General features: G+C 47.1%; 22 protein-coding genes. 3 read left to right on the top strand and 19 right to left on the bottom strand.

The window, feature by feature from the left end; genetic code table 11:
- Window positions 1-28: 28 nt before the first annotated feature.
- A complete protein-coding gene (locus MKY66_RS11630) occupies window positions 29-325 on the bottom strand; it encodes a HesB/YadR/YfhF family protein (protein ID WP_036609218.1) in 297 nt (98 codons plus the stop codon).
- A 485-nt stretch (window positions 326-810) separates the two neighbouring features.
- On the opposite strand from MKY66_RS11630, the gene MKY66_RS11625 reads away from it, so the two are divergent.
- Entirely contained in the window at window positions 811-2,556 is a 1,746-nt protein-coding gene (locus MKY66_RS11625; protein ID WP_076208847.1) for an ABC transporter transmembrane domain-containing protein, read from the top strand.
- 12 nt (window positions 2,557-2,568) lie between these two features.
- Window positions 2,569-4,656, top strand: coding sequence for an ABC transporter ATP-binding protein (locus tag MKY66_RS11620; protein ID WP_076208848.1), 2,088 nt, complete (start codon window positions 2,569-2,571; stop codon window positions 4,654-4,656).
- Window positions 4,657-4,843: 187 nt separating this feature from the next.
- Here MKY66_RS11620 and MKY66_RS11615 read toward each other — a convergent pair whose 3' ends face one another.
- The 8 genes from MKY66_RS11615 to MKY66_RS11580 all read right to left on the bottom strand — a co-directional run bounded on the left by MKY66_RS11615 (window position 4,844) and on the right by MKY66_RS11580 (window position 11,675).
- Window positions 4,844-5,470, bottom strand: coding sequence for a YdcF family protein (locus MKY66_RS11615; RefSeq protein WP_076208849.1), 627 nt, complete (start codon window positions 5,468-5,470; stop codon window positions 4,844-4,846).
- Window positions 5,467-6,012: a hypothetical protein gene (locus MKY66_RS11610; protein WP_053061520.1), complete on the bottom strand. Its 546-nt coding sequence runs from the start codon at window positions 6,010-6,012 to the stop codon at window positions 5,467-5,469. The genes MKY66_RS11615 and MKY66_RS11610 overlap by 4 nt, the downstream gene beginning before the upstream one ends.
- Window positions 6,013-6,111: 99 nt before the next feature.
- A complete protein-coding gene (locus MKY66_RS11605) occupies window positions 6,112-6,822 on the bottom strand; it encodes a hypothetical protein (protein ID WP_076208850.1) in 711 nt (236 codons plus the stop codon).
- Window positions 6,819-7,874, bottom strand: coding sequence for an ATP-binding cassette domain-containing protein (locus tag MKY66_RS11600; RefSeq protein WP_076208851.1), 1,056 nt, complete (start codon window positions 7,872-7,874; stop codon window positions 6,819-6,821). The genes MKY66_RS11605 and MKY66_RS11600 overlap by 4 nt, the downstream gene beginning before the upstream one ends.
- A 6-nt stretch (window positions 7,875-7,880) precedes the next feature.
- Complete coding sequence (gene argS / locus MKY66_RS11595; RefSeq protein ID WP_076208852.1) at window positions 7,881-9,611, bottom strand: arginine--tRNA ligase; 1,731 nt, start codon at window positions 9,609-9,611, stop codon at window positions 7,881-7,883.
- Window positions 9,612-9,889: 278 nt separating this feature from the next.
- Complete coding sequence (locus tag MKY66_RS11590; protein WP_256704105.1) at window positions 9,890-10,024, bottom strand: hypothetical protein; 135 nt, start codon at window positions 10,022-10,024, stop codon at window positions 9,890-9,892.
- Window positions 10,025-10,147: 123 nt separating this feature from the next.
- Complete coding sequence (locus MKY66_RS11585; RefSeq protein ID WP_036609230.1) at window positions 10,148-10,483, bottom strand: four-helix bundle copper-binding protein; 336 nt, start codon at window positions 10,481-10,483, stop codon at window positions 10,148-10,150.
- A gap of 73 nt (window positions 10,484-10,556) precedes the next feature.
- On the bottom strand, window positions 10,557-11,675 hold the full coding sequence (locus MKY66_RS11580) for a GTP-binding protein (protein WP_076208853.1): 1,119 nt from the start codon (window positions 11,673-11,675) through the stop codon (window positions 10,557-10,559).
- A 170-nt stretch (window positions 11,676-11,845) separates the two neighbouring features.
- Here MKY66_RS11580 and MKY66_RS11575 point away from each other — a divergent pair, with 170 nt between their 5' ends.
- On the top strand, window positions 11,846-12,364 hold the full coding sequence (locus MKY66_RS11575) for a molybdenum cofactor biosynthesis protein B (RefSeq protein WP_076208854.1): 519 nt from the start codon (window positions 11,846-11,848) through the stop codon (window positions 12,362-12,364).
- A gap of 68 nt (window positions 12,365-12,432) precedes the next feature.
- Here MKY66_RS11575 and MKY66_RS11570 read toward each other — a convergent pair whose 3' ends face one another.
- The 10 genes from MKY66_RS11570 to miaB form a co-directional block, all read right to left on the bottom strand.
- A complete protein-coding gene (locus MKY66_RS11570; RefSeq protein WP_339807139.1) occupies window positions 12,433-12,945 on the bottom strand; it encodes a hypothetical protein in 513 nt (170 codons plus the stop codon).
- 116 nt (window positions 12,946-13,061) lie between these two features.
- The gene (locus MKY66_RS11565) at window positions 13,062-14,081 is read right to left on the bottom strand and encodes an acryloyl-CoA reductase (RefSeq protein WP_076208856.1); all 1,020 of its coding nucleotides are present in this window, start codon (window positions 14,079-14,081) and stop codon (window positions 13,062-13,064) included.
- A gap of 111 nt (window positions 14,082-14,192) precedes the next feature.
- Complete coding sequence (locus tag MKY66_RS11560) at window positions 14,193-14,846, bottom strand: hypothetical protein (protein ID WP_076208857.1); 654 nt, start codon at window positions 14,844-14,846, stop codon at window positions 14,193-14,195.
- Between the two features lie 276 nt (window positions 14,847-15,122).
- A complete protein-coding gene (locus MKY66_RS11555) occupies window positions 15,123-16,577 on the bottom strand; it encodes a nicotinate phosphoribosyltransferase (RefSeq protein ID WP_076208858.1) in 1,455 nt (484 codons plus the stop codon).
- A gap of 197 nt (window positions 16,578-16,774) precedes the next feature.
- Window positions 16,775-17,332, bottom strand: a complete 558-nt coding sequence (locus MKY66_RS11550) for an isochorismatase family cysteine hydrolase (RefSeq protein ID WP_036609245.1) — start codon at window positions 17,330-17,332, stop codon at window positions 16,775-16,777.
- Between the two features lie 67 nt (window positions 17,333-17,399).
- On the bottom strand, window positions 17,400-18,203 hold the full coding sequence (locus MKY66_RS11545; RefSeq protein ID WP_076208859.1) for an NUDIX domain-containing protein: 804 nt from the start codon (window positions 18,201-18,203) through the stop codon (window positions 17,400-17,402).
- Window positions 18,204-18,281: 78 nt separating this feature from the next.
- Window positions 18,282-18,686 carry a PaaI family thioesterase gene (locus MKY66_RS11540; RefSeq protein WP_076208860.1) on the bottom strand — a complete coding sequence of 135 codons (405 nt, stop codon included), beginning with the start codon at window positions 18,684-18,686 and terminating at the stop codon, window positions 18,282-18,284.
- A gap of 209 nt (window positions 18,687-18,895) precedes the next feature.
- Window positions 18,896-19,345: a YlbF family regulator gene (locus MKY66_RS11535; protein ID WP_036609251.1), complete on the bottom strand. Its 450-nt coding sequence runs from the start codon at window positions 19,343-19,345 to the stop codon at window positions 18,896-18,898.
- A gap of 57 nt (window positions 19,346-19,402) precedes the next feature.
- On the bottom strand, window positions 19,403-19,591 hold the full coding sequence (locus tag MKY66_RS11530; RefSeq protein ID WP_339807138.1) for a hypothetical protein: 189 nt from the start codon (window positions 19,589-19,591) through the stop codon (window positions 19,403-19,405).
- A gap of 22 nt (window positions 19,592-19,613) precedes the next feature.
- The gene (gene miaB / locus MKY66_RS11525; protein WP_076208861.1) at window positions 19,614-21,170 is read right to left on the bottom strand and encodes a tRNA (N6-isopentenyl adenosine(37)-C2)-methylthiotransferase MiaB; all 1,557 of its coding nucleotides are present in this window, start codon (window positions 21,168-21,170) and stop codon (window positions 19,614-19,616) included.
- Between the last annotated feature and the right edge of the window lie 298 nt (window positions 21,171-21,468).

The raw sequence follows: 21,468 nt of genomic DNA, 5'->3' as shown, positions 1-21,468 counted from the left end.
CGGTGGCGGCCTGTAATCCATCTATTGCTTAGACTTCCGTGTAACGATATTCGATATCCTGACCTTCATCAACGATATCCACATGCAGTTGGTGTCCTTTCAGATACCAATAATCGTGATCTTCCATAAAGAATTGAATTCCCGACACTTCGGTTTGATCCGCAGGATGTCTTGGTTTCTCCACAGCAATACCTAGCGAAAATCCAGGGTGAAGACCTCCGCCAGAGCTATAACGGGCAAAAAATCGGATGCTGTCTCCCTCGTTCAAATTCAGTTCTTCCTTGTACCAGCGAGCAGCTTGATCGGATACATGTATGGTACTCATTTGGTGTCAGCTCCTTCTGTATATATATGTTCCATCATATCTCGACAGGGACTTGAATACAAACCCGAGTGACCACATAAAGACAAAATAAGTTGTGAAAAATGTTTGACAGATTGTAAAAGCCGGTGTTAAGATGCAAACATACGAGGTCTACATTGTATTTATTTCCAAAAAAAGAAAGGGTGATTACGGTGTTTAACAAACATATGATTGGTCAATTCAGCACACAACTAAATACCGGAGCACACCCGAAATCATTATTCCGTTCATAAGTCGGCATGACAGGCGATCTTTCATTAGAATCTCTGTGATGTTTACTCACAATCGAACTTATATATGGTGGCGGCTCTGTTCTCTGAGCCATGCTGCAGTATGATTATATGAAGACATACCGCCTGCGTGCGGTATGTCTTTTTTTGTGGGTACATTTCGGCATACATGAACGGAATCTGCATTTCTCGGACATCGAAAGGAAGGGATAACACTTGTTCTCTGTACTTAAAAACCTGGCCTGGTTCTTCCGGCTGGAACGCAAACGATACCTAACCGGTGTCATCTTGCTTATTCTGGTGGGCATTGCCGAACTGCTGCCTCCCCGTCTTCTTGGTAATGCCATCGACGAGATTGTGCGCGGTTCCATTACCGGCACCTCACTTACGCGTTATATTTTGCTTATTCTAGGAACGGTCATCATTATCTATCTGGTTACATACGTTTGGATGCACAAACTGTTTGGTGGTGCCAATCTGGTGGAACGGCTGCTTCGTTCACGCTTTATGGACCACTTGTTACGGATGACTCCTCCCTTTTTTGAGAAAAACAGAACAGGAGATCTGATGGCTCGGGCCACCAATGATCTTCGTTCCATTGCCACTACAGCAGGCTTCGGCATGCTGACCTTAACAGACTCTACAGCCTTTCTGGCCACCGTATTGTTCGCGATGGGTTTCCTGGTCAGTTGGAAACTGACCCTGGCGGCAATCCTGCCATTACCTTTTATCGCCATTGCCATGATGATCTATGGTAAAGCTGTACATCAACGTTACACCCTGGCACAGGATGCATTCGGAGATATGAACGACCAGGTGCTGGAATCCATCGCCGGGATTCGTGTCGTGCGTGCTTATGTGCAGGAACGTCTGGACGAGAAACGGTTCGCCGACGTGACCGAGGATGTGTATCGCAAAAATCTGGCTGTTGCCAGAATGGATGCCCTATTTGAACCCACCATCCGCCTCTTCGTTGGACTCAGTTATGTGATTGCACTTGCCTACGGCATATATCTTGTATTCCATAATGAAATTACCCTGGGGGATCTCGTATCGTTTAACATGTACCTGGGGATGATGATCTGGCCCATGTTTGCCATCGGCGAATTAATTAACCTGATGCAACGTGGTAGCGCTTCGCTTGATCGGGTCAACGAGACTTTATCGGTAGAACCTGCCGTACAAGATGTGGAGCAACCTGCTCACGTTACGAATCCGGAAGAAATTGCGATGCAGGATGTTACATTCCGTTACCCAAGTTCCACTGTCGACAATCTCAGTCATATCAGCTTTTCGCTGCGACGGGGTCAAACATTAGGTGTTGTGGGTCGTACGGGTAGCGGTAAGTCTACTTTGCTCAAACAACTGCTTCATGAATACCCTTCCGGTTCGGGCACATTAAGCATCTCGGGTCATCCAATTCAGGATATCGCCAAAGATGACTTGCACAGCTGGATTGGGTACGTACCACAGGAACAAGTTCTGTTCTCCAAATCAGTTCGTCAAAACATTCAATTTGGTCAACCTGGGGCCAGTGATGAAGTCATCATGGAAGCCATTCGTACCGCCGCTTTTGACGGGGATCTGGGAACCTTGTCCGATGGACTGGATACACTCGTTGGTGAAAAAGGAATCTCTCTGTCCGGTGGACAGAAACAGCGGGTATCGCTGGCGCGTGCCTTTATTGCCAATCCTGATATCCTGATCCTCGATGATGCCTTATCTGCTGTCGATGCACGTACTGAAGCCAAAATTATTGAAAATATACGCAACAAACGCTCGGGCAAAACCACGCTGATCTCGACTCATCGCCTGTCTGCTATTGAACATGCTGACCGAATCATCGTACTGGAGCACGGGAAAATTACGGAAGAAGGCACTCACCAGGAATTGTTAGCCATGAACGGCTGGTACCGTGAACAGTATGAACGGCAACAGGTCGAGTCCAATCTGTCCACGTAGGAGGTCAATTCATTGAAGTCTAATACAGGCAAAAGGCTGCTTGATTACGCCTTGAAAGCCAAAGGAACATTTATCGCTGCATTAATTATGCTTACCATTGGTGTTGCGGCCGAGCTTGCCGGGCCGTTCATCGCCAAATCCATGATCGACAATCACTTGCTCGCGATTGAGCAGCCTTTCTATGAGACGACAGCTTCAGATGAAGCCGCAGTCTACAACGGCAAGAACTACAAACGCGAAGGCTTGTTCGAACCGGATGAAAACAAAGGTTCCGAAGTGCGGGTATTACAAGCCGGCAGAAGTTTTTATTTTGTAAACGAACCGGTCAATGCACCTGATGGGGACCGCACATATGCGGATGGAACCCTCACAGTTACACGCGCAGGTGAAGTGACAGGCCAATATGCGGCAGTACCCCTGTCCGCGGGTGAACTGTTTGCTTTTTACAAACCGGAGATGCCCAGCATTTATCAATTAATTGTGTATTACATGATCTTCCTCGTGATCTCGGTCATTATGGAGTTTGGTAAAACTTTCTGGCTGCAATCCTCGGCCAACAAGGTCATTCAAAGACTGCGTAACGATGTGTATGCCCATATTCAGCGACTGCCGGTGCACTTTTTTGATAACCTGCCGGCAGGTAAAGTTGTATCTCGGGTCACAAACGACACAGAAGCCGTCAAGGATCTGTTCGTTGCTGTTCTTTCGAACTTTTTCTCAGGAATCATCACAATTACAGGTGTGTATGTCGCACTCTTCCTGCTTGATGTTCGCCTGGGTCTAATCTCATTATTCGTGGTGCCGATGCTCATTACATGGATTGTGCTCTATCGCAAATTCGCCACTCGCTACAACACGATCATTCGATCCCGACTGAGTGAAATCAATGCAATCATTAACGAGTCCATTCAGGGAATGTCCATTATCCGCGTATTCCGCCATCAGAAACAAACCAAACAGGAATTCGAAGATCTGAATGATGACTATATGAAACACCAGAACAAAATGCTGAACCTAAATGCCTTCACCTCACACAATCTGGTTAACGTATTACGGAATATCGCCTTTGCGGTTGTCCTGTGGTACTTCGGTTCCAGTGTGCTGGATGGCACAAGTATTATCTCATTAGGTGTTCTGTATGCCTTCGTTGATGTTCTGGGTCGCTTGTTCCAGCCAATCACCGGTATGGTGAATCAACTCGCCAACCTGGACTCCTCCCTCGTATCTGCTGGTCGCGTCTTTGAGCTGATGGATGAAAAGGGAGAAGCTGTAACCGATGGTTCCATGCCAAGATACAAAGGGAATGTTGTCTTCGATGATGTATCCTTTGCCTATAAAAAAGATTACGTGCTTCACAATATCTCATTCAAAGCATCCCAAGGTCAGACGGTCGCTCTGGTCGGTCATACCGGTTCGGGTAAAAGCTCAATTATCAACCTGCTATTCCGGTTCTATGACCCGCAAAAAGGCAAGATCACGATTGACGGTCAGAATGTCAAAGATCTGCCTAAACAGTGGATTCGCGAACATATGGGGATTGTATTGCAGGACCCGTATCTGTTCACAGGCACCATTGCTTCCAACGTCAGTCTCGGCGATGAGAAGATCTCCCGTGAACGAATTGAACAGGCGCTGCGTGATGTAGGCGCTGAACGTATACTGGCTCATTTGCCTCAAGGCTTTGACGAACCTGTCATCGAAAAAGGAAGCACATTGTCTGCTGGACAGCGTCAGTTGATCTCCTTTGCTCGTGCACTGGCGTTTGATCCGGCCATCCTCATTTTGGATGAAGCGACAGCCAATATTGATACGGAAACGGAAGCATTGATTCAGAACGCACTCGAAGTCCTCAAAAAAGGACGTACCACCTTCATCATTGCTCACCGTCTCTCCACCATTCGTTCAGCAGATCAGATTCTGGTTCTGCATCGCGGGCGTATCGTTGAGCAAGGTGCACATGATGAACTGATGGAGCTTAAAGGCCGCTATTATAAGATGTATCAGCTTCAGCAAGGTGCGCAAGCAGCGGGTGCAACCAGCGGGAATCCGTCGGGTGAGATCATTCCAACCTCAACCTCCTTTGCCGGAGGCAATGCATAACAGAGTAAAACAGAAAGCTCTTTAAGTAACCAATCAAAATGATGTACTCGACGGCAAAACAAAAACCGATCTACACAGCTACTTCAGGGTTTGCGTGTAGATCGGTTTTTTTGTATTTTCATCGGGATTCAGGTTCCGATACTGTTTATTTCGATTTCGGCCAGACAAAAAAAATCCGCGTGCAACCTCATGGCTGCTGCGGATTGTCTATCCATCCTTTGATCGTATATCCCATGTACATCACGGTCTCTCTTGCGAGAAAAGGAAACTTGCTGCGCCAGGTTCGATAAGCCGTTGTTCGTGTCGGAGAAGGTACGGCATCCATACCCAGTCCGGCAGCCAGCTTCATGGCCCGTTTCATATGTAACGGATCACTCACAATCGTATAGGTTTGATATCCGGCCTGTTCAGCAATTGGAATAGAATTGACCAGATTCTCCTCGGTAATTCTAGATTTGGTCTCTATGCGAATGTCCGCAGGATCTACTCCATGTGCAATGGCATACTTCTGACCCACTTCAGCTTCCGTATGTTCTCCATCACCACTTGACCCACCTGTGAAAAGCAGATTACGAACGGTACCCTGACGGTATAATTCAATCCCGTGTTCAATACGTTCGCGAAATACAGGTGAAGGGTTATCCCCCGCCACAGCTGCGCCCAGAATGATTGCTGTATCCGATATCCTGGATGAATCCTCATCCGTATATGCTGATATACGGATTGCGGTAACCACAGTCCACAGGATTCCAACTAATACTACAGCTAGAGCCGTAATTACAATCCAGCGTTTCGTTATCCGTTTGCTTGTCATTCATCCTCTTCCAAAGCCCTTGCTTGCATACTCTCGGTATGCATCCGCTCCAGCGTTTGCAGAGCTGCTGCGGATTCGGCATCCAGACCAAGCTCTGCGATCCAGGCACCCGTATATTGCTGAAGACGGATCTCCAACTCCTGTGCACGGTCTTTGAAATCCTCCAATTCCTTAATCATACGTGATCGTCCTTCCGGACTGAATGTCTCGTGAATTCGTTCCTTGAAATAATGATGTACAATACGGTTACGTTGTTGCCATAATTCATTCAACTGGCGAGTCTCTTCCTCAGAGAATGTAAAATGATGGCGCACTTCGTGAATGAGCTGCCCCAGTGAACTGCTCATCTTTCGTTCGTACAGATCTTCCAGATCCTCTTCAGACACGGCTTTGCCCTGAGACATTTTCATTAATAAAATCAGATTGACCAGCTGCTGTTCAAGCGCCTGCCCGTAGTACACTGCCAATCCGTAATAGGCAAACAATTCCCTGGAGTGTTCGCTGTCCAGCATGTCACCATTCTGGATATCTGTATTTTGCATATGCGAGCGCCCCCTTCAACCGTACAATGTTAACCATTCCATGTCCCTCTATCCTAACCAAACCAAGAGCAACATTCAAGTTATCGGGAAGCGCGTCTCCTAACTCCGCAGATCTCTTCTTCCGGACAGCCACACATGGATGATTAATAATCCCAATGCATAGAGCACAGTCCACAGCATAACCGAAACAAAAGAGTCCATCTTTGATTCATCAAATAACATCATCTCACGAACAAGATAAAAGGCTGGTGGAAGAATGTGGCCAAGCCATTCTAACGATTCAGGCAAACGTTCACTTAAGGAACCTTGGATAAACGATAGTAATAATACAATAATGAGGGCAGGCATACTTCGACTAAGCAAGGGAATGTACGATTTTTGAAAGAATACACTGATGCCCAATCCCAGCAGTGATAACCCCAGATGTCCTAACCAAGTCATCATCCACTCCTCACCTGTAGGTTGTCTCTCGAACATTCCCGCGAACACGGGATACAGCACAGTGATTGCGGTGAGCATAAATTGCATTATCCAGGCACAGATGAGTTGACTTGTTACAACCTTACGCCTGCTTCCTGCATGAAGGACGAGTAATTGATACTGCTTTGCAGGTTCGGTATTCATCACCATTACTCCAAGCCAAGCAGCTGCCAGAAATAACAGCATAGCCGTGACACTGTAACTGTCCGCAATAGGGTTGGGTTTGTAGGAATAGATCAGCAGCATGGCGATGATATAAAAGATAACCGGTGCAAAATATTTCTGTGAGCGAATGTGATGCCTTAACAAATATCGGGTCAGATAGATCATTCGGCTTCTCCCCCCGCATCATCCATGGAAGAGCTTAAGTCCACAGATTCTGTGAAACCTCCACGACTCGCATGTACAGCTGGATGTTGTCCTTCCAGCAGACTTTCCATATGTAATTGACTTTCTTCCTGTTGTACAGACACAACCGAACCTCCGGATGCCAGAATCATGCTGAGGACATCATCTGTTGATTGTTGAACTACTTTCCAATCCCACAACCAAGCATTGGATATCTCCGAGCTTGTATTACGAACTAAAGACAGTACTCCCGGTTGTTGTACAATCGATAGATCGTTAACCAGATCCTCTCCAGCTTCCGTTAGACTTTGAATACGTACAACCGGTTCGCCAGCTTGAAGTATATCTTCACGACTCCAGTAGCGGAGCACGCTGCCTTTCTTCAACACAATTACCTGGTCTGCCAAACGTTCAATAAGCAACGGTTCATGGCAAGCTGTAACGATGGATGTCCCTTCACCCTTCCATTGTCCCAATAAGGATACAACTGCCTCTTGAGCTGGAATATCCAAGCCTGACAACGGTTCATCCAGCAGCAAAAGACCACCCGGTCCAGGTAACAGGGCCTGAATCAAATTTACTTTTTGCAATGTGCCCTTGGATAATAAGGGTAACTTCTGATCGATCGCGGTATCGAGATATAAAAGTTCACTAAGTTCTCTAATCCGCTCACGCAGTATTTCGGGGCGAATGCCCCGAATCCGTCCCATGTCCCACAAATACTCTCCAGAGGTAAAGGGTAAACGTGGCAGGCCATCTACTGCATACCCATGAGAACCCTTCATTGTGCGCTCGATCGATCCTGTATCGGGTAACAAAATACCTGCCAACATACGTAGCAACGTGCTTTTGCCCGAGCCGTTTCTGCCAACAAGCACAGCACATTCTCCCTGCTTCACTTCCAGATTAATTTCAACAAGTACTTGAGCATTACCTAATCGCTTGCTCACTTGTTGAAGCAACATACCTCGACCTGATGAGTCTGGTACATCTTGATTGGCTTTTTTGAAAAGTCCACCTGTACTCCATATCACCTGGGATCACATCCGCTCTGGAGCTTGCACACCTAGCAAATGTAAACTGTACGCGAGGCGTTCGGCAGTCCGTTTGGCCAATGCCACCCGGAAGGACCTTACATCAGATGACGCATCCGCAATCCGTTCGGCGTGATAGAAGCGGTTGAACGCTTGAGCGACATCTATTGTATATTTGGCAATGACCGAAGGCTCATTCCGATGAATTGCTTTTTCCAAATACTCGGGATAATCACCAAGCAGTTTCAGTAATGCCCATGAGGTATCTCCGATACAGGATGGAGTGGTCACTGTGTCAATCTCACCATCCGCAAGACTGGGGTTAGACAGAGGGTTTTCATTTTCCACGTGGATCGCCTCTTCTGCCTTGGCAAGCACACTTTGAATCCGGGCATGGGTATACTGCACATAAGGTCCGGTCTCCCCTTCAAAACTCACCGCATCCTCCAAGGAGAAGTCCACATCGTTTAACCGACTATTACGCAGATCACCGAAGACAATGGCACCTACACCAACCGCCTCAGCCACCTTCTGAGGGTTCTCCAGATTCGGGTTTTTCTCCTGGATAATCTGCAAAGCACGAGCGACTGCCTCATCCAACACTTCCTGCAAAAAGATGACTTTACCGCGGCGGGTAGACATTCTCCGTCCCTCAAAACGCATTAATCCAAACGGGATATGTTCACACTTCGCAGACCATTCATGACCCATCCGGGATAGGACCGCAAATACCTGCCGGAAATGTAACTTCTGCTCGCCTCCGACCACGTATAACAACCGATCTGCCTTCATCACCTCATGACGATAGACTGCCGTAGCTAAATCCCGAGTAGGATAAATTGTTGTTCCATCTTTTTTGATAATCAGGCACGGGGGCATGTTCTCATCCTCCAGGCGTACCACGAGTGCTCCATCACTCTCTTCAAGTAAACCTTTTGTCTTGAGTTCTTCAACCACTGCGCCCATCTTGTCATTGTAAAAGCTTTCTCCCAGCGTATGGTCGAACTGTACATTCAGGCGTTCATACATCCGGTTGAATTCCTTCATGCTCACTTCCACAAAGAACGCCCATAACCGCTGTGCTTCATCATCCCCTTGCTCCAGCTTGCGGAACCACTCGCGTGCCTCATTCTCCAGTGAAGGATCGTTCTCCGCCTCATCGTGGAAGCGCACATACAGTTCCAGGGACGTACGGATCGGGTCTGCCTGCAACGCTTCATCATTGCCCCACCGTTTGTATGCTGCGATCTGCTTGCCAAACTGGGTTCCCCAGTCTCCCAAGTGATTCACACTTACAGAGGTATAACCCGCTTCGTTATACAACCGATACAGTGCTGCACCGATTACAGTAGAACGCAAATGTCCGATTCCGAAGGGTTTTGCGATGTTAGGGGAAGACATATCAATCACAACACGTGAACCTTGACCAAGCTGAAGCTTACCAAATGTGGCATTCCCCAGTTCTTTCAGCAGATTCGGCGCGAGCTTCTCCCGATTAAAACGGATATTTACATACGGCCCGGCGGGAGTCGCTTCAAGTCCTGCTGCCTGCAATCCCGTTGCTAGCTCGGTCGCAATGACTGCCGGTGCTTTCTTTAATGACTTCGCTAATACAAAACAAGGGAATGCTGCATCACCCATCTCCGCCTGTGGTGGGACTTCCAGTAATCTCAGAACCTCTTCTTCATTCAATCCCGTTAAAGGGGCAATATCGGCCGCAGCCTGCTTCATCAACATGTCAAACACTCCTTATCCATTCATTATTGGCTGAAAATAAACACAAAAAAGCTCTCGTCTCTAAATAAGAGACGAGAGCTGAATTAACAGTTCCCGCGGTACCACTCTAGGTGAACAGCTACTCCTAATATGCATCAACATGCATACCAGTAGAACCTGTTCCGCTCGATGCGTATAACGGTCGCAAGCCGGGTTACCCTCAGACAGATATGGCCTATCCCCAATCGGGATACGTACATCTTTTCGGATAACCATCTCACGGGTGCGGTTCACTCAGGTCATGTCATACCGGCTTCCACCTCTCCCGGCTCGCTGTCATGTATGGATCTGGCTACTCTCCCGATCATTGATATTCTTCGTTTCAATTCATTGCCATCATTATACATACCACGATCAGACTTGGCAACCTGCATTAAAAATCCCCTACTGAAAGGCAACACATAGGCACATCGTCTCAGATGCCTGTGTTCACTGCCTTCCCTTAGGGGGACAACGGTCATTATCGGTTTTAATTATATATTCCAGTGAAATAATATTTACGCCACTGCTGCCATCAACCGGCAAGCTTCTGCACATCTGCGGCAAGCCTCTGCACATGCTTGGCAGTGATCATGGTGGTGTTTGCCACACTCAGCGGCGCAAGCTTCACAAGCTTTCACACACAATTCACATATTTCAGCAATGAAATCACTTCCACGTGTCATCGCTTGTGCAGCAAAACTGCAGATCTCCGCACATTCACGATTCAAACGAATGCAATCACGCAGCATCGCCAGATCATATTCTTTCAGACTCGATATGTAACATACGTTGCAAGCATTCATGCACTCCAGGCAAGCATCGATACATTGTTGATATTGTTGTTGTGTCATTTAAAGTTACCTCCCAGGCAAAGTTTGCTATGCTTTTTAATACCCAGTTCGGAGGAATATTGAATCATCTAACCTACTTTATCGCTTCCAATTCCAGTAATTGGTCACGAATGACAGTTTGGTCAAAATGTTCACCTATAAACACTGCAACATTAGGGACATCTCCCTGAGGTGTAATCTTCATGTAATCCGATTCACGGTAAGCATACTGGAACCAGAAACGGCTCGCCGTGTCACTAAACGATAAAATGCCTTTTGCTCGATACACGTCCCGTGGCAAAGCAGATACAAATTGTTCAAATGATTCGCTGTTCACCGGATGACTGAAATAATGCGTATACACCATGACATGTTCGTGTGATGCATGGGGAGCGGAATGCTCGTGACCGTGGTTATGGACATGGCTATGGGGTGCGTCAGTATTAGTAGCATCGTCTTGGACTGTATGATCTGTATGTTCATGACCATGACTGCAACCATGTGTACCACAGGTTTCCGTATGCACATGTTGCTCTTGGTGAGCCAGCTTATCAGCTTCAGAAGCTGAATCACGTACATGCACGTCTGCCCCACTGCGAAGCAACAGATCCATCTCCACCTCACATTTGACCGTAGGGATTACAGGTGCGAAGCCATTCCATTTTGCCAAAAGCTGCTCCAGATCCTTCAGTTCCTGTGCACTCACCCGATCCGTTTTGTTCAAGAGAAGCACAGATGCACAACGAATCTGCTCCTGCATCAGTTTGAACGTCTGCCCCTTCTGCTCCTGATACAGACCAGATAGATGTGCTGCATCCACAACGGTAATGAGACTTTTCAGTTCCAGTCGCATGTAGAGTGAGGTCTCCGTTACCGCATCCAGAATCTCCATTGGGTTCGCGGCACCGGTTGCTTCAATGATGATCACATCCGGTGATTCCTCTTGAACGAGATCAGCAAGTTGCAATCCCAAGTCGCCACGTACGGTACAACAGATGCATCCACCTAACATCTCTGTCATCGGAACGGTGGAATCCACAATCTGACCATCCAGATTGACTTCGCCTAACTCATTCATAACCACTGCGGGACGCAAACCCTGCTGTTGCCAATGTTCGATCAACTGAACAAGCAGTGTTGTTTTGCCACTCCCCAAAAAACCTGACAGTATATATACAGGTATGGATTGTTCTTTTATAATCGTTTCATTCATGCGTATACACCTCTCTATTGTCCTTCTTGTAACCTGATCTATCTATATCTAGCGAGTGTACACCATCCCGCATTCGTTGTGCAATAATGTTCAACTCTTTCCCAGTACATTGCCTGATTCTTACGGATGGTCTATGCTATGAGGACATGTTGATTGAAGGAGGAAGTTTCATGACTAATTCAGTGGAACAACATCGCCAGGAAGCCCCTGACACGGTATCGTGCATGATTGTTACGGTGTCGGACACACGCACTAAAGACACTGACACCAGTGGCCAGCTCATGCAACAGCTTCTGCATGAAGCGGGTTATCAGATCGTTGAATACATCATCACACCAGATGAAACGGAGAACATTCGAAGTATCCTGCAAGATGCAGCTGTTCGTGATGATATCGAAGCCGTGTTGCTTAGCGGCGGAACAGGGATTGCACCCCGAGATACAACCTACGAAGCGGTGTCTTCACTTCTCGACAATGAACTTCCGGGCTTTGGTGAGATCTTCCGTTTTCTCAGTTACACCGAAGATATCGGTTCCGCTGCCATCCTGAGCAGAGCCGTCGCTGGAACGATTGGACGCACAGCAGTATTCTCCATGCCGGGTTCCAAAGGAGCCGTCAAATTGGCCATGGAAAAACTCATTCTGCCCGAGCTGCGGCATGTGATGCGTGAAATATATAAACCCGTCTGAAAGATCAGACGGGTTTTTCGGGTTTATTTTCAGCTGTAGGGTAACGTACGAAGGATATCTCGCTCTACTTACTTTAGTTGCCCCAGCACATGTTGGAACACCTGCAACACATCCTGTTCATACTTGTCCTTTTCCCCACCGGAAGCTGTATAAACGAGTGAGACGTATCCTTTGCTCCAAATGGTTGTCCGTCCAAGTGCATTCTCCAAGACAGCCTCATCACGATCCTCACTATACATTTGTTCCATGCTGGCAGCCCGGGTTGTCGCATCACTGAAAATATGGACTTTCACGATGTGTCTGCCACTTCCATTCAACAAATACATATAAGAGATCCCACCATGGCCATCATCTTCAAACATATTATTCATCAGTTGAATGCCTTTTGCTTCAAAACTCTTACTGATCTCACTCACCAAATCACCGTTTAATCCGTGTCCTTGACTCTGTGCTCTCATATTTCCTTCATCTGTCGCTTCGCGGGTGTAGACCTTCCGCTCCTGCTCAATGGATGATGCCGAACAAGCCACCAGGGACCAGACACTTGTGATCAACACTCCACTTACAAGTACCGACTTCATTGTTCTTCGAACTATATTTCGCCCTTTTCTACCAAACCACATGCCAATCCTTCCTTTCCAGCCAGGTGTACTGTGACCCAATCAGGTAGAATTAGCATGTCTAAGGACTTAGAATCTTATGCGGATGGCAGATCTGATATTGTATTGACCACAGTCCGACCTACTGCACCACCTTGGAGTATCGTCTCCAGTGTATGAGGTAATTGGTCTAGAGAAATCTCCCGGATTCCCAGTTCCAGCGCGCGCTCTGGTTTCCATTCTCCGCCGAGCAGTTTCCACAATCGTTCCCGACGTTCCATCGGACAATATACAGAGTCTATACCCATAAGCTGGATGCCACGCAAAATAAACGGAAGTACCGTGGATTCAAAAGCTGTGCCTCCGGTTAACCCGGATACCGCTACCGCACCTCCGTATTGAATCTGTTTCAATCGCTCCGCAAGAGCCGGTCCTCCTGTTGGATCAACAACTCCCGCCCATAGCTGTTTCCCCATGGCTCCTTTAGCTGGAGCATCAGCTTCTTCACGAGTAATAACCTCTGAGGCGCCCAAATTTCGGAGCAATGACTCCTCCTGATCCTTTTTGCCTGTGCTAGCTGTTACTTCAAAGCCAAGTCTCGCCAGAATAGCAACTGCCATACTGCCAACGCCACCCGTTGCACCCGTAACCAGAACCTTGCCCATCTCCGGTGTCACTCCAGCCTGTAACAGCGCATCTACCGAAAGTGCAGCCGTAAATCCTGCGGTTCCAATTGCCATGGCTTCTTTTTCACTGAGACCCGGTGGCAGAGGCACCAGCCATTCACTGCGCAGACGAGCATACTCGCTGTACCCTCCGTAATGGGATACGCCAGGTTCAAATCCTGTACTGATCACCCGATCTCCTGGAGCAAAACGTCCACTGACCGACTCCTCTACCGTTCCTGCCAGATCGATTCCTGGTACCATCGGGTACTCACGAACGACACCGCCTTTCTCAAGAGTCGCGAGTCCGTCTTTATAATTGACACTGGAATATTGCACCTTTATCGTTACATCTCCATTTGGCAGATCTTCCTTCTTCAGTTGCTCTATAGCAGCTTTCACTCCGCCCTGTTCTTCTTTACGGACAACATATGCGTTAAAATGATTTTTCATCGATAGCCACTCCTTCTTTGGATTTTATATATTTTTCCATTAAGCACATGAATTGTTCGCATTTCGGCTTAACGGCTACCTTTTACCTTTGGATTCATCAGACATTGATGATCAAGCTCTGTCTCTCCTGAGCGTCAACAGATAGATCAGTGGACCCACGATGGGGATAATGCCTGTCACTGCCCAAGCTGGTGAACGTCGACTCGCTTCAGTATCCCTGTATATCGCAATCATGGAAAGTAAGGTCAGCAGTACAAAATCAATCGTCATGATATGTACAAAGGCAGATTGATTGAATGCTTCCATATATACATCCGGATGACCTTGCGTCACGGCATAGAATGCCGTCCCCAGCGTCAACAGCAGAAGGATTACATGCGTCAACTTATGGGCTGCTACCCGTCCAATTCCCGACTCACGCTGACGACCAAAATGTAAGCTTCCGTAACCCGAAGCTCTATTTGCGGATGATGACCATGCATAATAGGGAAGCAGGGCAAAAGCCCCCAGTCCGAAAGAAAGGATAACAAAAGGCCAAGCCGGCACACGGCCACCGCGTTCTTTCGCAGATGTTCTTAACAGCATACAGGCATAAACTGCCGGGAAAATACCTAACCATGAAAACGCCGTAAGTAACCAAGGTTCTTTGCTTTGCATTGTAATCAGTTCTTTGAATATCGGATCACTTCCAGGTGACTGCCCCGGTGCCAACAACAATGCATAGGCAATAAAAGCGATCCAGACCAGTCCTAATATCCACCTCATGTCTGCACCTCCTCTTACTTTCATCCCCTACAGCTACGGGATTGAAACAATGCGATGCAGAATTTGGCGTCTCCTGCGCTTTCCCGAGAAATAATTACTGCTTTTCCCCTACAACCTCTTGAATTGGGAATGACTATTATCCAGTATAGCCTGCTACCTTGGCAGTCTGTCCATGAGATTTCTTACATCAATGGTCCATCTCATCGGGATCATATTAAAAAGGCATAAGCCAGTATACCTCACTGGTTATGCCTCTCTGTAATTCTTATGTGTGAATTATTCCTCTGTGGATTTCACATGTTCCGCAATGAGCTTCTGCTTCATATTCCATGCCGCAGGGCTGATGTTCACACGGTAGATCTCCGGGTTGAGCTTCCGTTGGTATTCCGGCCAGAAGAGGTTCATCTGTTCCAGGTGGTACGCCCGAATCTCATCCAGATTAGGCAGGTCATACACTTTGCGCCCGTTCACAAAGATCGGCTCCAGCATATTCACCGCTTCGTAGCGGGTAACGGTCTTTTTCAGGTAAGGGTGTAGCGGGTTGAACAGCTTGAGCGGTCCGCCCTGTAGCGGCTGCTCTTCATCTGGATAGCAGATATAATCTGCAATCGCTTTGCCATGTTTCGGATCAATGATCCGGAACACTTCTTTTTTACCTGGAGTGGACACCTTTTCAGGATTGGCAGATATTTTGATCGTAGGCAGCATAGCACCGTCCACTTCACGCTCCACCAATTTATATACTCCACCCAAAGATGGTTGGTCAGAAGCCGTAATCAACTGTGTACCAACACCCCATGTATCAATCCGTGCTCCTTGAGCCTTTAGGTTGAAAATCGTATTTTCATCCAAATCATTGGATGCAACAATTTTCACATAATCCAAGCCAGCCTCATCCAACATCTGACGTGCCTGAATCGACAAGTACGCTAGGTCACCACTGTCGAGACGAATGGCATTCATCTTTTTGCCTTGGCTCTCCAACTTCTTGGCTGTCTTGATGGCGTGAGGTACCCCACTGTTCAACGTGTCAAAGGTATCAACCAGTAGCGTAACCTGATCAGGCAACACTTTGGCATACACGTCAAACGCCTCCTGTTCGCTCATAAAGCTCTGTACCCAGGAATGGGCATGTGTACCTGCTGTTGGGATTCCGAAGCGCTCTCCGGCCAGCATATTAGACGTTGCATCGAAACCTGCTACATACGAGGCACGTGCGCCCCAGATGGCAGCATCCGCTTCCTGCGCACGCCGTGTGCCGAATTCGAGCAACGTATCCTGCTGCGCTACCTGTTTGATCCGCGAAGCCTTGGTTGCAATCAACGTCTGATAATTCATGAAGTTAAGTATCGCCGTCTCCACCAATTGTGTCTCCATAATGGAGCCTTCTACCCGAATGAGCGGTTCGTCAGGGAAAACAATTGCACCCTCCTTCATGGAATGAATCGTCCCCTGAAATGAGAACTGGAGCAATTCTTCCAGAAAGACCGGATCGTAATTTTCCTCTTGTTTGGATAAAAATTTGATGTCGTCCATCGTAAACCGAAGCTGGCTGATATAGTTCACAATACGTTCCAATCCGGCAAATACCGCATATCCGTTGCCAAAAGGAAGCTTACGGAAATAGGCTTCAAATACCGCCTTCCGCTTATGAGTACCATTCACCCAATGGGCGTACATCATATTGATCTGATATTTATCCGTATGTAAAGCCAGGCTAGTTGTCTGCATTTGTCTCATCCTCTCTGACTTCCGCTCGTGTCCCCAGATTTGATCTGTAAACACGGGTTAACATAAGGAGACTTATTCTTCATGATTCTGTTCATCCGTATTAAACAAACAAGTCTCCCGTAAAAAACTCTATACACCATTCACCACATTCATCCGGTTCCTAACATGAGGTCAACCAAACATGACTATGGAGTAAATTAAGCCAAGACTGTCTCGCTCGCCTTAACCACCGAAGCACCAAGGCTGGAACGAAAATGTCCAAGTGCCCACTCATGCCCTGCCGGATTGAAGCTGGCAACGGCATCTTCATATACCGTAATATGAAAACCTTTATTGTAAGCATCCACAGCGGTATGCAATATGCAAATATCCGTGCATACCCCAATCAGTGCAATATCCGTAATACCACGTGCACGCAGTCTGAGTTCCAGATCGGTCCCACAGAATGCACTATATCTCGTCTTATCCATCCACTGTATATCTGTTTTCCGTTCTTCCATCACTTGGGCAAGACGACCATATAACTGTCTTCCCTCCGTATTTCTGATGTTATGAGGTGGGAAAAGTACAGTCTCCGGGTGATACGGATCATTTTCTTCGTGCAGATCCACAGCCATGATTACCTCATGTTTGTTCTTACAATAGGCCTCGGTTACAGCTGCAATCGTCTCTTCAATCTCTACTGCCGGCTGACCTACTGGCAAAGAACCTGTCACAAAATCCTTCGTAAAATCAATGACAATCAGTGCTTTCATCGTCAACACTCCCTTAGCCCAGAAATGGTTGATCCTGATTCAATCAGATTGACACATCTACACCTTATTACGTATAGATGGACAGGCGTGGTACGAGTTCTGTAAAACGATATAACTGCGCCGGACGCTGCGAGTACTGGTTGGAACTCACCAGGTTCCCCTCATCATCTCTTACTTCTTCCACAATGCCTTTACGGCTGCGGGTAGACGTAATCTTGCGAATGAAGTTTGGTTCTTCAAAATCCGGTACAACACTTTGAATAACCTGATATAATTCACTTAATGTAAAATCACGTGGCAGGAACTGACGAGCAATCGTCGTTTCCAGCATCTGCTGTTGAATACGTCGATAAGCGTCTTCGATAATTGTTCTGTGATCAAAGGCCAGTTCCAGTTCTTGCAGCGCCTCCTGAATGGTGAACAATCCAACATCCTCAGCATCATCTGCTGCTTGGCGTTGATCCAGCATCCATTCTTCCACAAGTGCAAAAAATGCGTGGGAGATAATCCAGCCCCTCGGGTCACGACCCGGCTGACTGTATACATTCAAGTACTCCAGATGTCCACCGTCTACACCTGTCTCTTCCATCAGCTCACGCTTAGCTGCACCGTAGATGGATTCATTCTCCTGACAAAATCCACCGGGTAATGCCCATCTACCTGCAAAAGGCCAGCCTTTGCGCTTAATCAGCATCACTTTCAGTTCCCGAATGGGAAGTGTCTTCGTCACCGTCTTGCGCTCCCGCTTGGTTAAGGTGAACATAACGATATCCGCAGGAACACCATCGGGGGTACGATATTTTTTGGAACTATAAGCACGTGCTGCTTGTTCGTCGCTCTCTGCATTAAAATGTTCGTAGTTTTCGCTCATGGGCACCACCGACTATTTTCATTTTGATAATTTCATTATGACATAATAATATCTTTTGTCAACCGCAGGATTCGTGCGTTACGTTCTAGGGCGTGCTATGCGGAATGTCGCCGTAGCCATGCATCCCAACGTACCCGATGCATCACGAACCTCCGAATGAGTCGTAACACTGCGTCCAGCTTGATGCATTACCGTAGCTGTCACCATTAATTCCCCTTGTTTCATTGGTGCGAGAAAATGTACGTTCAGATTCGTTGTCACACAGCCGTCCACTTCCATTGCTGCTGTTGCAACCATACCCATCGCCTGATCCATCAGTGAAGTTAATACACCCCCATGAATAATCCCCATGGAGTTGGTATGATGTTCGCCTGCTGTCAACGCGATCTGTACTTCTTTGCCGTCTCCTTTAATATAACGACAGCCGAGAAATCCCCAGAATCGTCCGTCTCCGTCTTCCACCATTTTGTCCAAAATACTCATTATTCATTTCTCCTTTATTCACTGTACGTATCACGCTCTCTTGATGTCATGTGCCTTTATCATTAAAAATCAGCTGCGCCACACAAAATAACCCCACAGCGTGGAGCTTTGCTTGGAATTATATTCCGCGTACTTGGCGATAGCCACTCCACGTTAACGGTTATGTAATGTCAAAAAAGGCGCGGACAGCGTCCGCACCCTTCCGTCATTTAACCGCAACTGGTCGGAGGTGAATCCGTTCCAGCCTCCACGTTTACTTTTTCAGAAACCGTATCCCGGATTACGGAGATCACTAGTTGAAGCAAGTAGTTGATGTCGCTCTGGCTCTGCTGGAATTCCGTAACCAATGGAATACTGTCCAGTTCGCTTTGCAGATCTTCAATTTCCTGTTCAATTTTGCTGACCATCTCCACATTTTTGAAGCTTTCAAAAGCAACAATCTCTTTTTGTTTTTTCTTGATCGTTGCAATCAACTGCTGGATGCGCTCATGATCCCGAATTTTGGTTTCAGCCTGTTGAAACTGTCTAACTTCCTCACTCGTTCCGAGCATATCAGCCAATTCTTTGGCTTTTCCCATAATGTCGTCGCGTATGACCAGATTGCGCGTATCGTAGGTTGGCATTCCATAATGGTTGTACTGCACTTCTTCCTGCGCCACTGAAATCGCTCCATTCTATGAGATGATATAAGATGAATACTCACTGTTGCACTAAGTTCAGCTGACTGCTGAGTGACCGCTGCGGTGTCGGATCGTTCTTTTGATCGCTGTTGTCTCCGAATTTTTTCGATTGAAATGTTCAAGGTTAAAATTTGGAGACAAAGGCGAACGCTTCGCTTCTACAGAACCGATTCCGTCACCTTCGCTACGCTCGGCCGTAACCCCGCCAAGTGCAAAAATATTCATCTTATTGGTGTGTGTATTACTATTACTGATTGGCAGCTACCGGCTCGGAGAGCAGGTTGCCCCGAATATAAAAAGTCATCGGATCGGTGATTTCCACTTGTACAAAAGTACCGATCAATTCTTTGGGTCCTTCAAAATGCACCAGCTTATTGCTGCGCGTACGTCCTGCCAGAACTTCGGAATTCCGTTTGCTCTCGCCTTCAACGAGCACTTCAACGATTTTGCCGCGTTGCTGTTCATTGCTTCGCTGGCTGTATTCGTTGATCGTTTCGTTCAAGCGCTTCAAACGTTCCTTCTTCACTTCCATCGGTACGTTGTCTTCCATCACCGCAGCCGGTGTACCTTCCCGTGGGGAATAAATAAAGGTATAGGCAAAATCATACCCTACTTCACGGACAAGGGAAAGTGTATCTTCAAACTGTTCTTCCGTTTCCCCTGGAAAACCAACAATAATATCCGTTGTCAACACAACATCCGGGATGGCCTTTTTAATTTTGTCAGCCAGCTTCAGATAGTGTTCCCGGTTATACTTGCGGCTCATACGTTTGAGTACTTCCGAACTGCCAGACTGCACCGGAAGATGAATGTGCTCCACCAGATTTCCGCCCTTGGCCAGCACTTCAATCAAGCGATCATCGAAGTCACGTGGGTGACTGGTTGTAAAACGTACCCGCGGAATATCAATTTGGCGAATGGCATCCATCAAGTCACCAAAACTGTAGTTCAGGTCGGTGAAGTCCTTGCCGTACGCATTCACATTTTGACCAAGCAGCGTGATCTCCTTAAAGCCTTGTCGTGCCAAATCACGTACTTCGGCAATGACATCTTCCGGACGACGGCTGCGTTCTTTGCCCCGCGTGAACGGAACGATGCAATATGTACAGAACTTGTCGCAGCCATACATAATGTTCACCCAGCCGCGCATACCCTCACGTTTCTTCGGCAGGTTCTCAATAATGTCGCCTTCCTTGGACCACACCTCAACAACCATTTCTTTGCTGAACAGCGCTTCCTGGATTAGATGTGGCAGTCGATGCACATTATGTGTACCAAAGATCATATCCACAAAGCCATGCTTCTGCATGATTCGGTTGACGACGCCTTCTTCTTGGGACATACACCCGCATACGCCAAGTAACAATCCCGGACGTTCAAGTTTTAGCGTTTTCAGGTGACCCAGCTCACCAAACACCTTATCTTCCGCATTTTCCCGTATGGCACACGTATTGAGCAGAATAATATCAGCTTCTTTGCGATCCTCTGTAGCCTGATATCCCATAGACTCAAGCAGTCCTTTGATGGTCTCCGAGTCATGCTCGTTCATCTGACATCCATACGTATATACAATATAGTGTTTGCCTTTCCCTATGTTTTTCAGTTCATCGGGAACGGCATTTTCGTAAAGCACCTGGACGTCTTCCTTGCCCCGCTGTTTCTCCTGACGATGATTGGGTTCCGATTTGATATTAATCTCACGGCCCCGGATTCTTATCTTTTTGCTGAATTCATCTTGCGAAATTACTTTGGCATCGGAAAAATCAAAATATTGGGAGTAATCCTTTTTTGAGTCTTTAGCCATTTCCTTCGGTCACTCCTTACAGCCTCTATTAATAAAAAATCGTTCATTCATCCCTGTTCCAGGTGAATTTCTTGCTTGGAACATTAAAAGAGCATTACAGCAAATTATAGCATGAATTGGGCTGTAGTTCCACATCCAAAGCGCATGTCCCTTCGTCTAATCCGTAACATGCCATGTTCAGAAGAACACTCAGAAAATACAAAAACCTGAGCCTTGCCATCAGGGCTGGAATTAACCGGCCCCTGTTGGCTGTGCTCAGGTTTATATGTTATTCAGATCGCCCCAATTGGCGGCTGAA

This window comes from Paenibacillus sp. FSL R5-0766, assembly GCF_037971845.1.
In the GTDB taxonomy this organism is placed as follows: domain Bacteria; phylum Bacillota; class Bacilli; order Paenibacillales; family Paenibacillaceae; genus Paenibacillus.
Note: the sequence above shows the minus strand (reverse complement) of the source record. Positions and strands in the feature narration are given on the sequence as shown.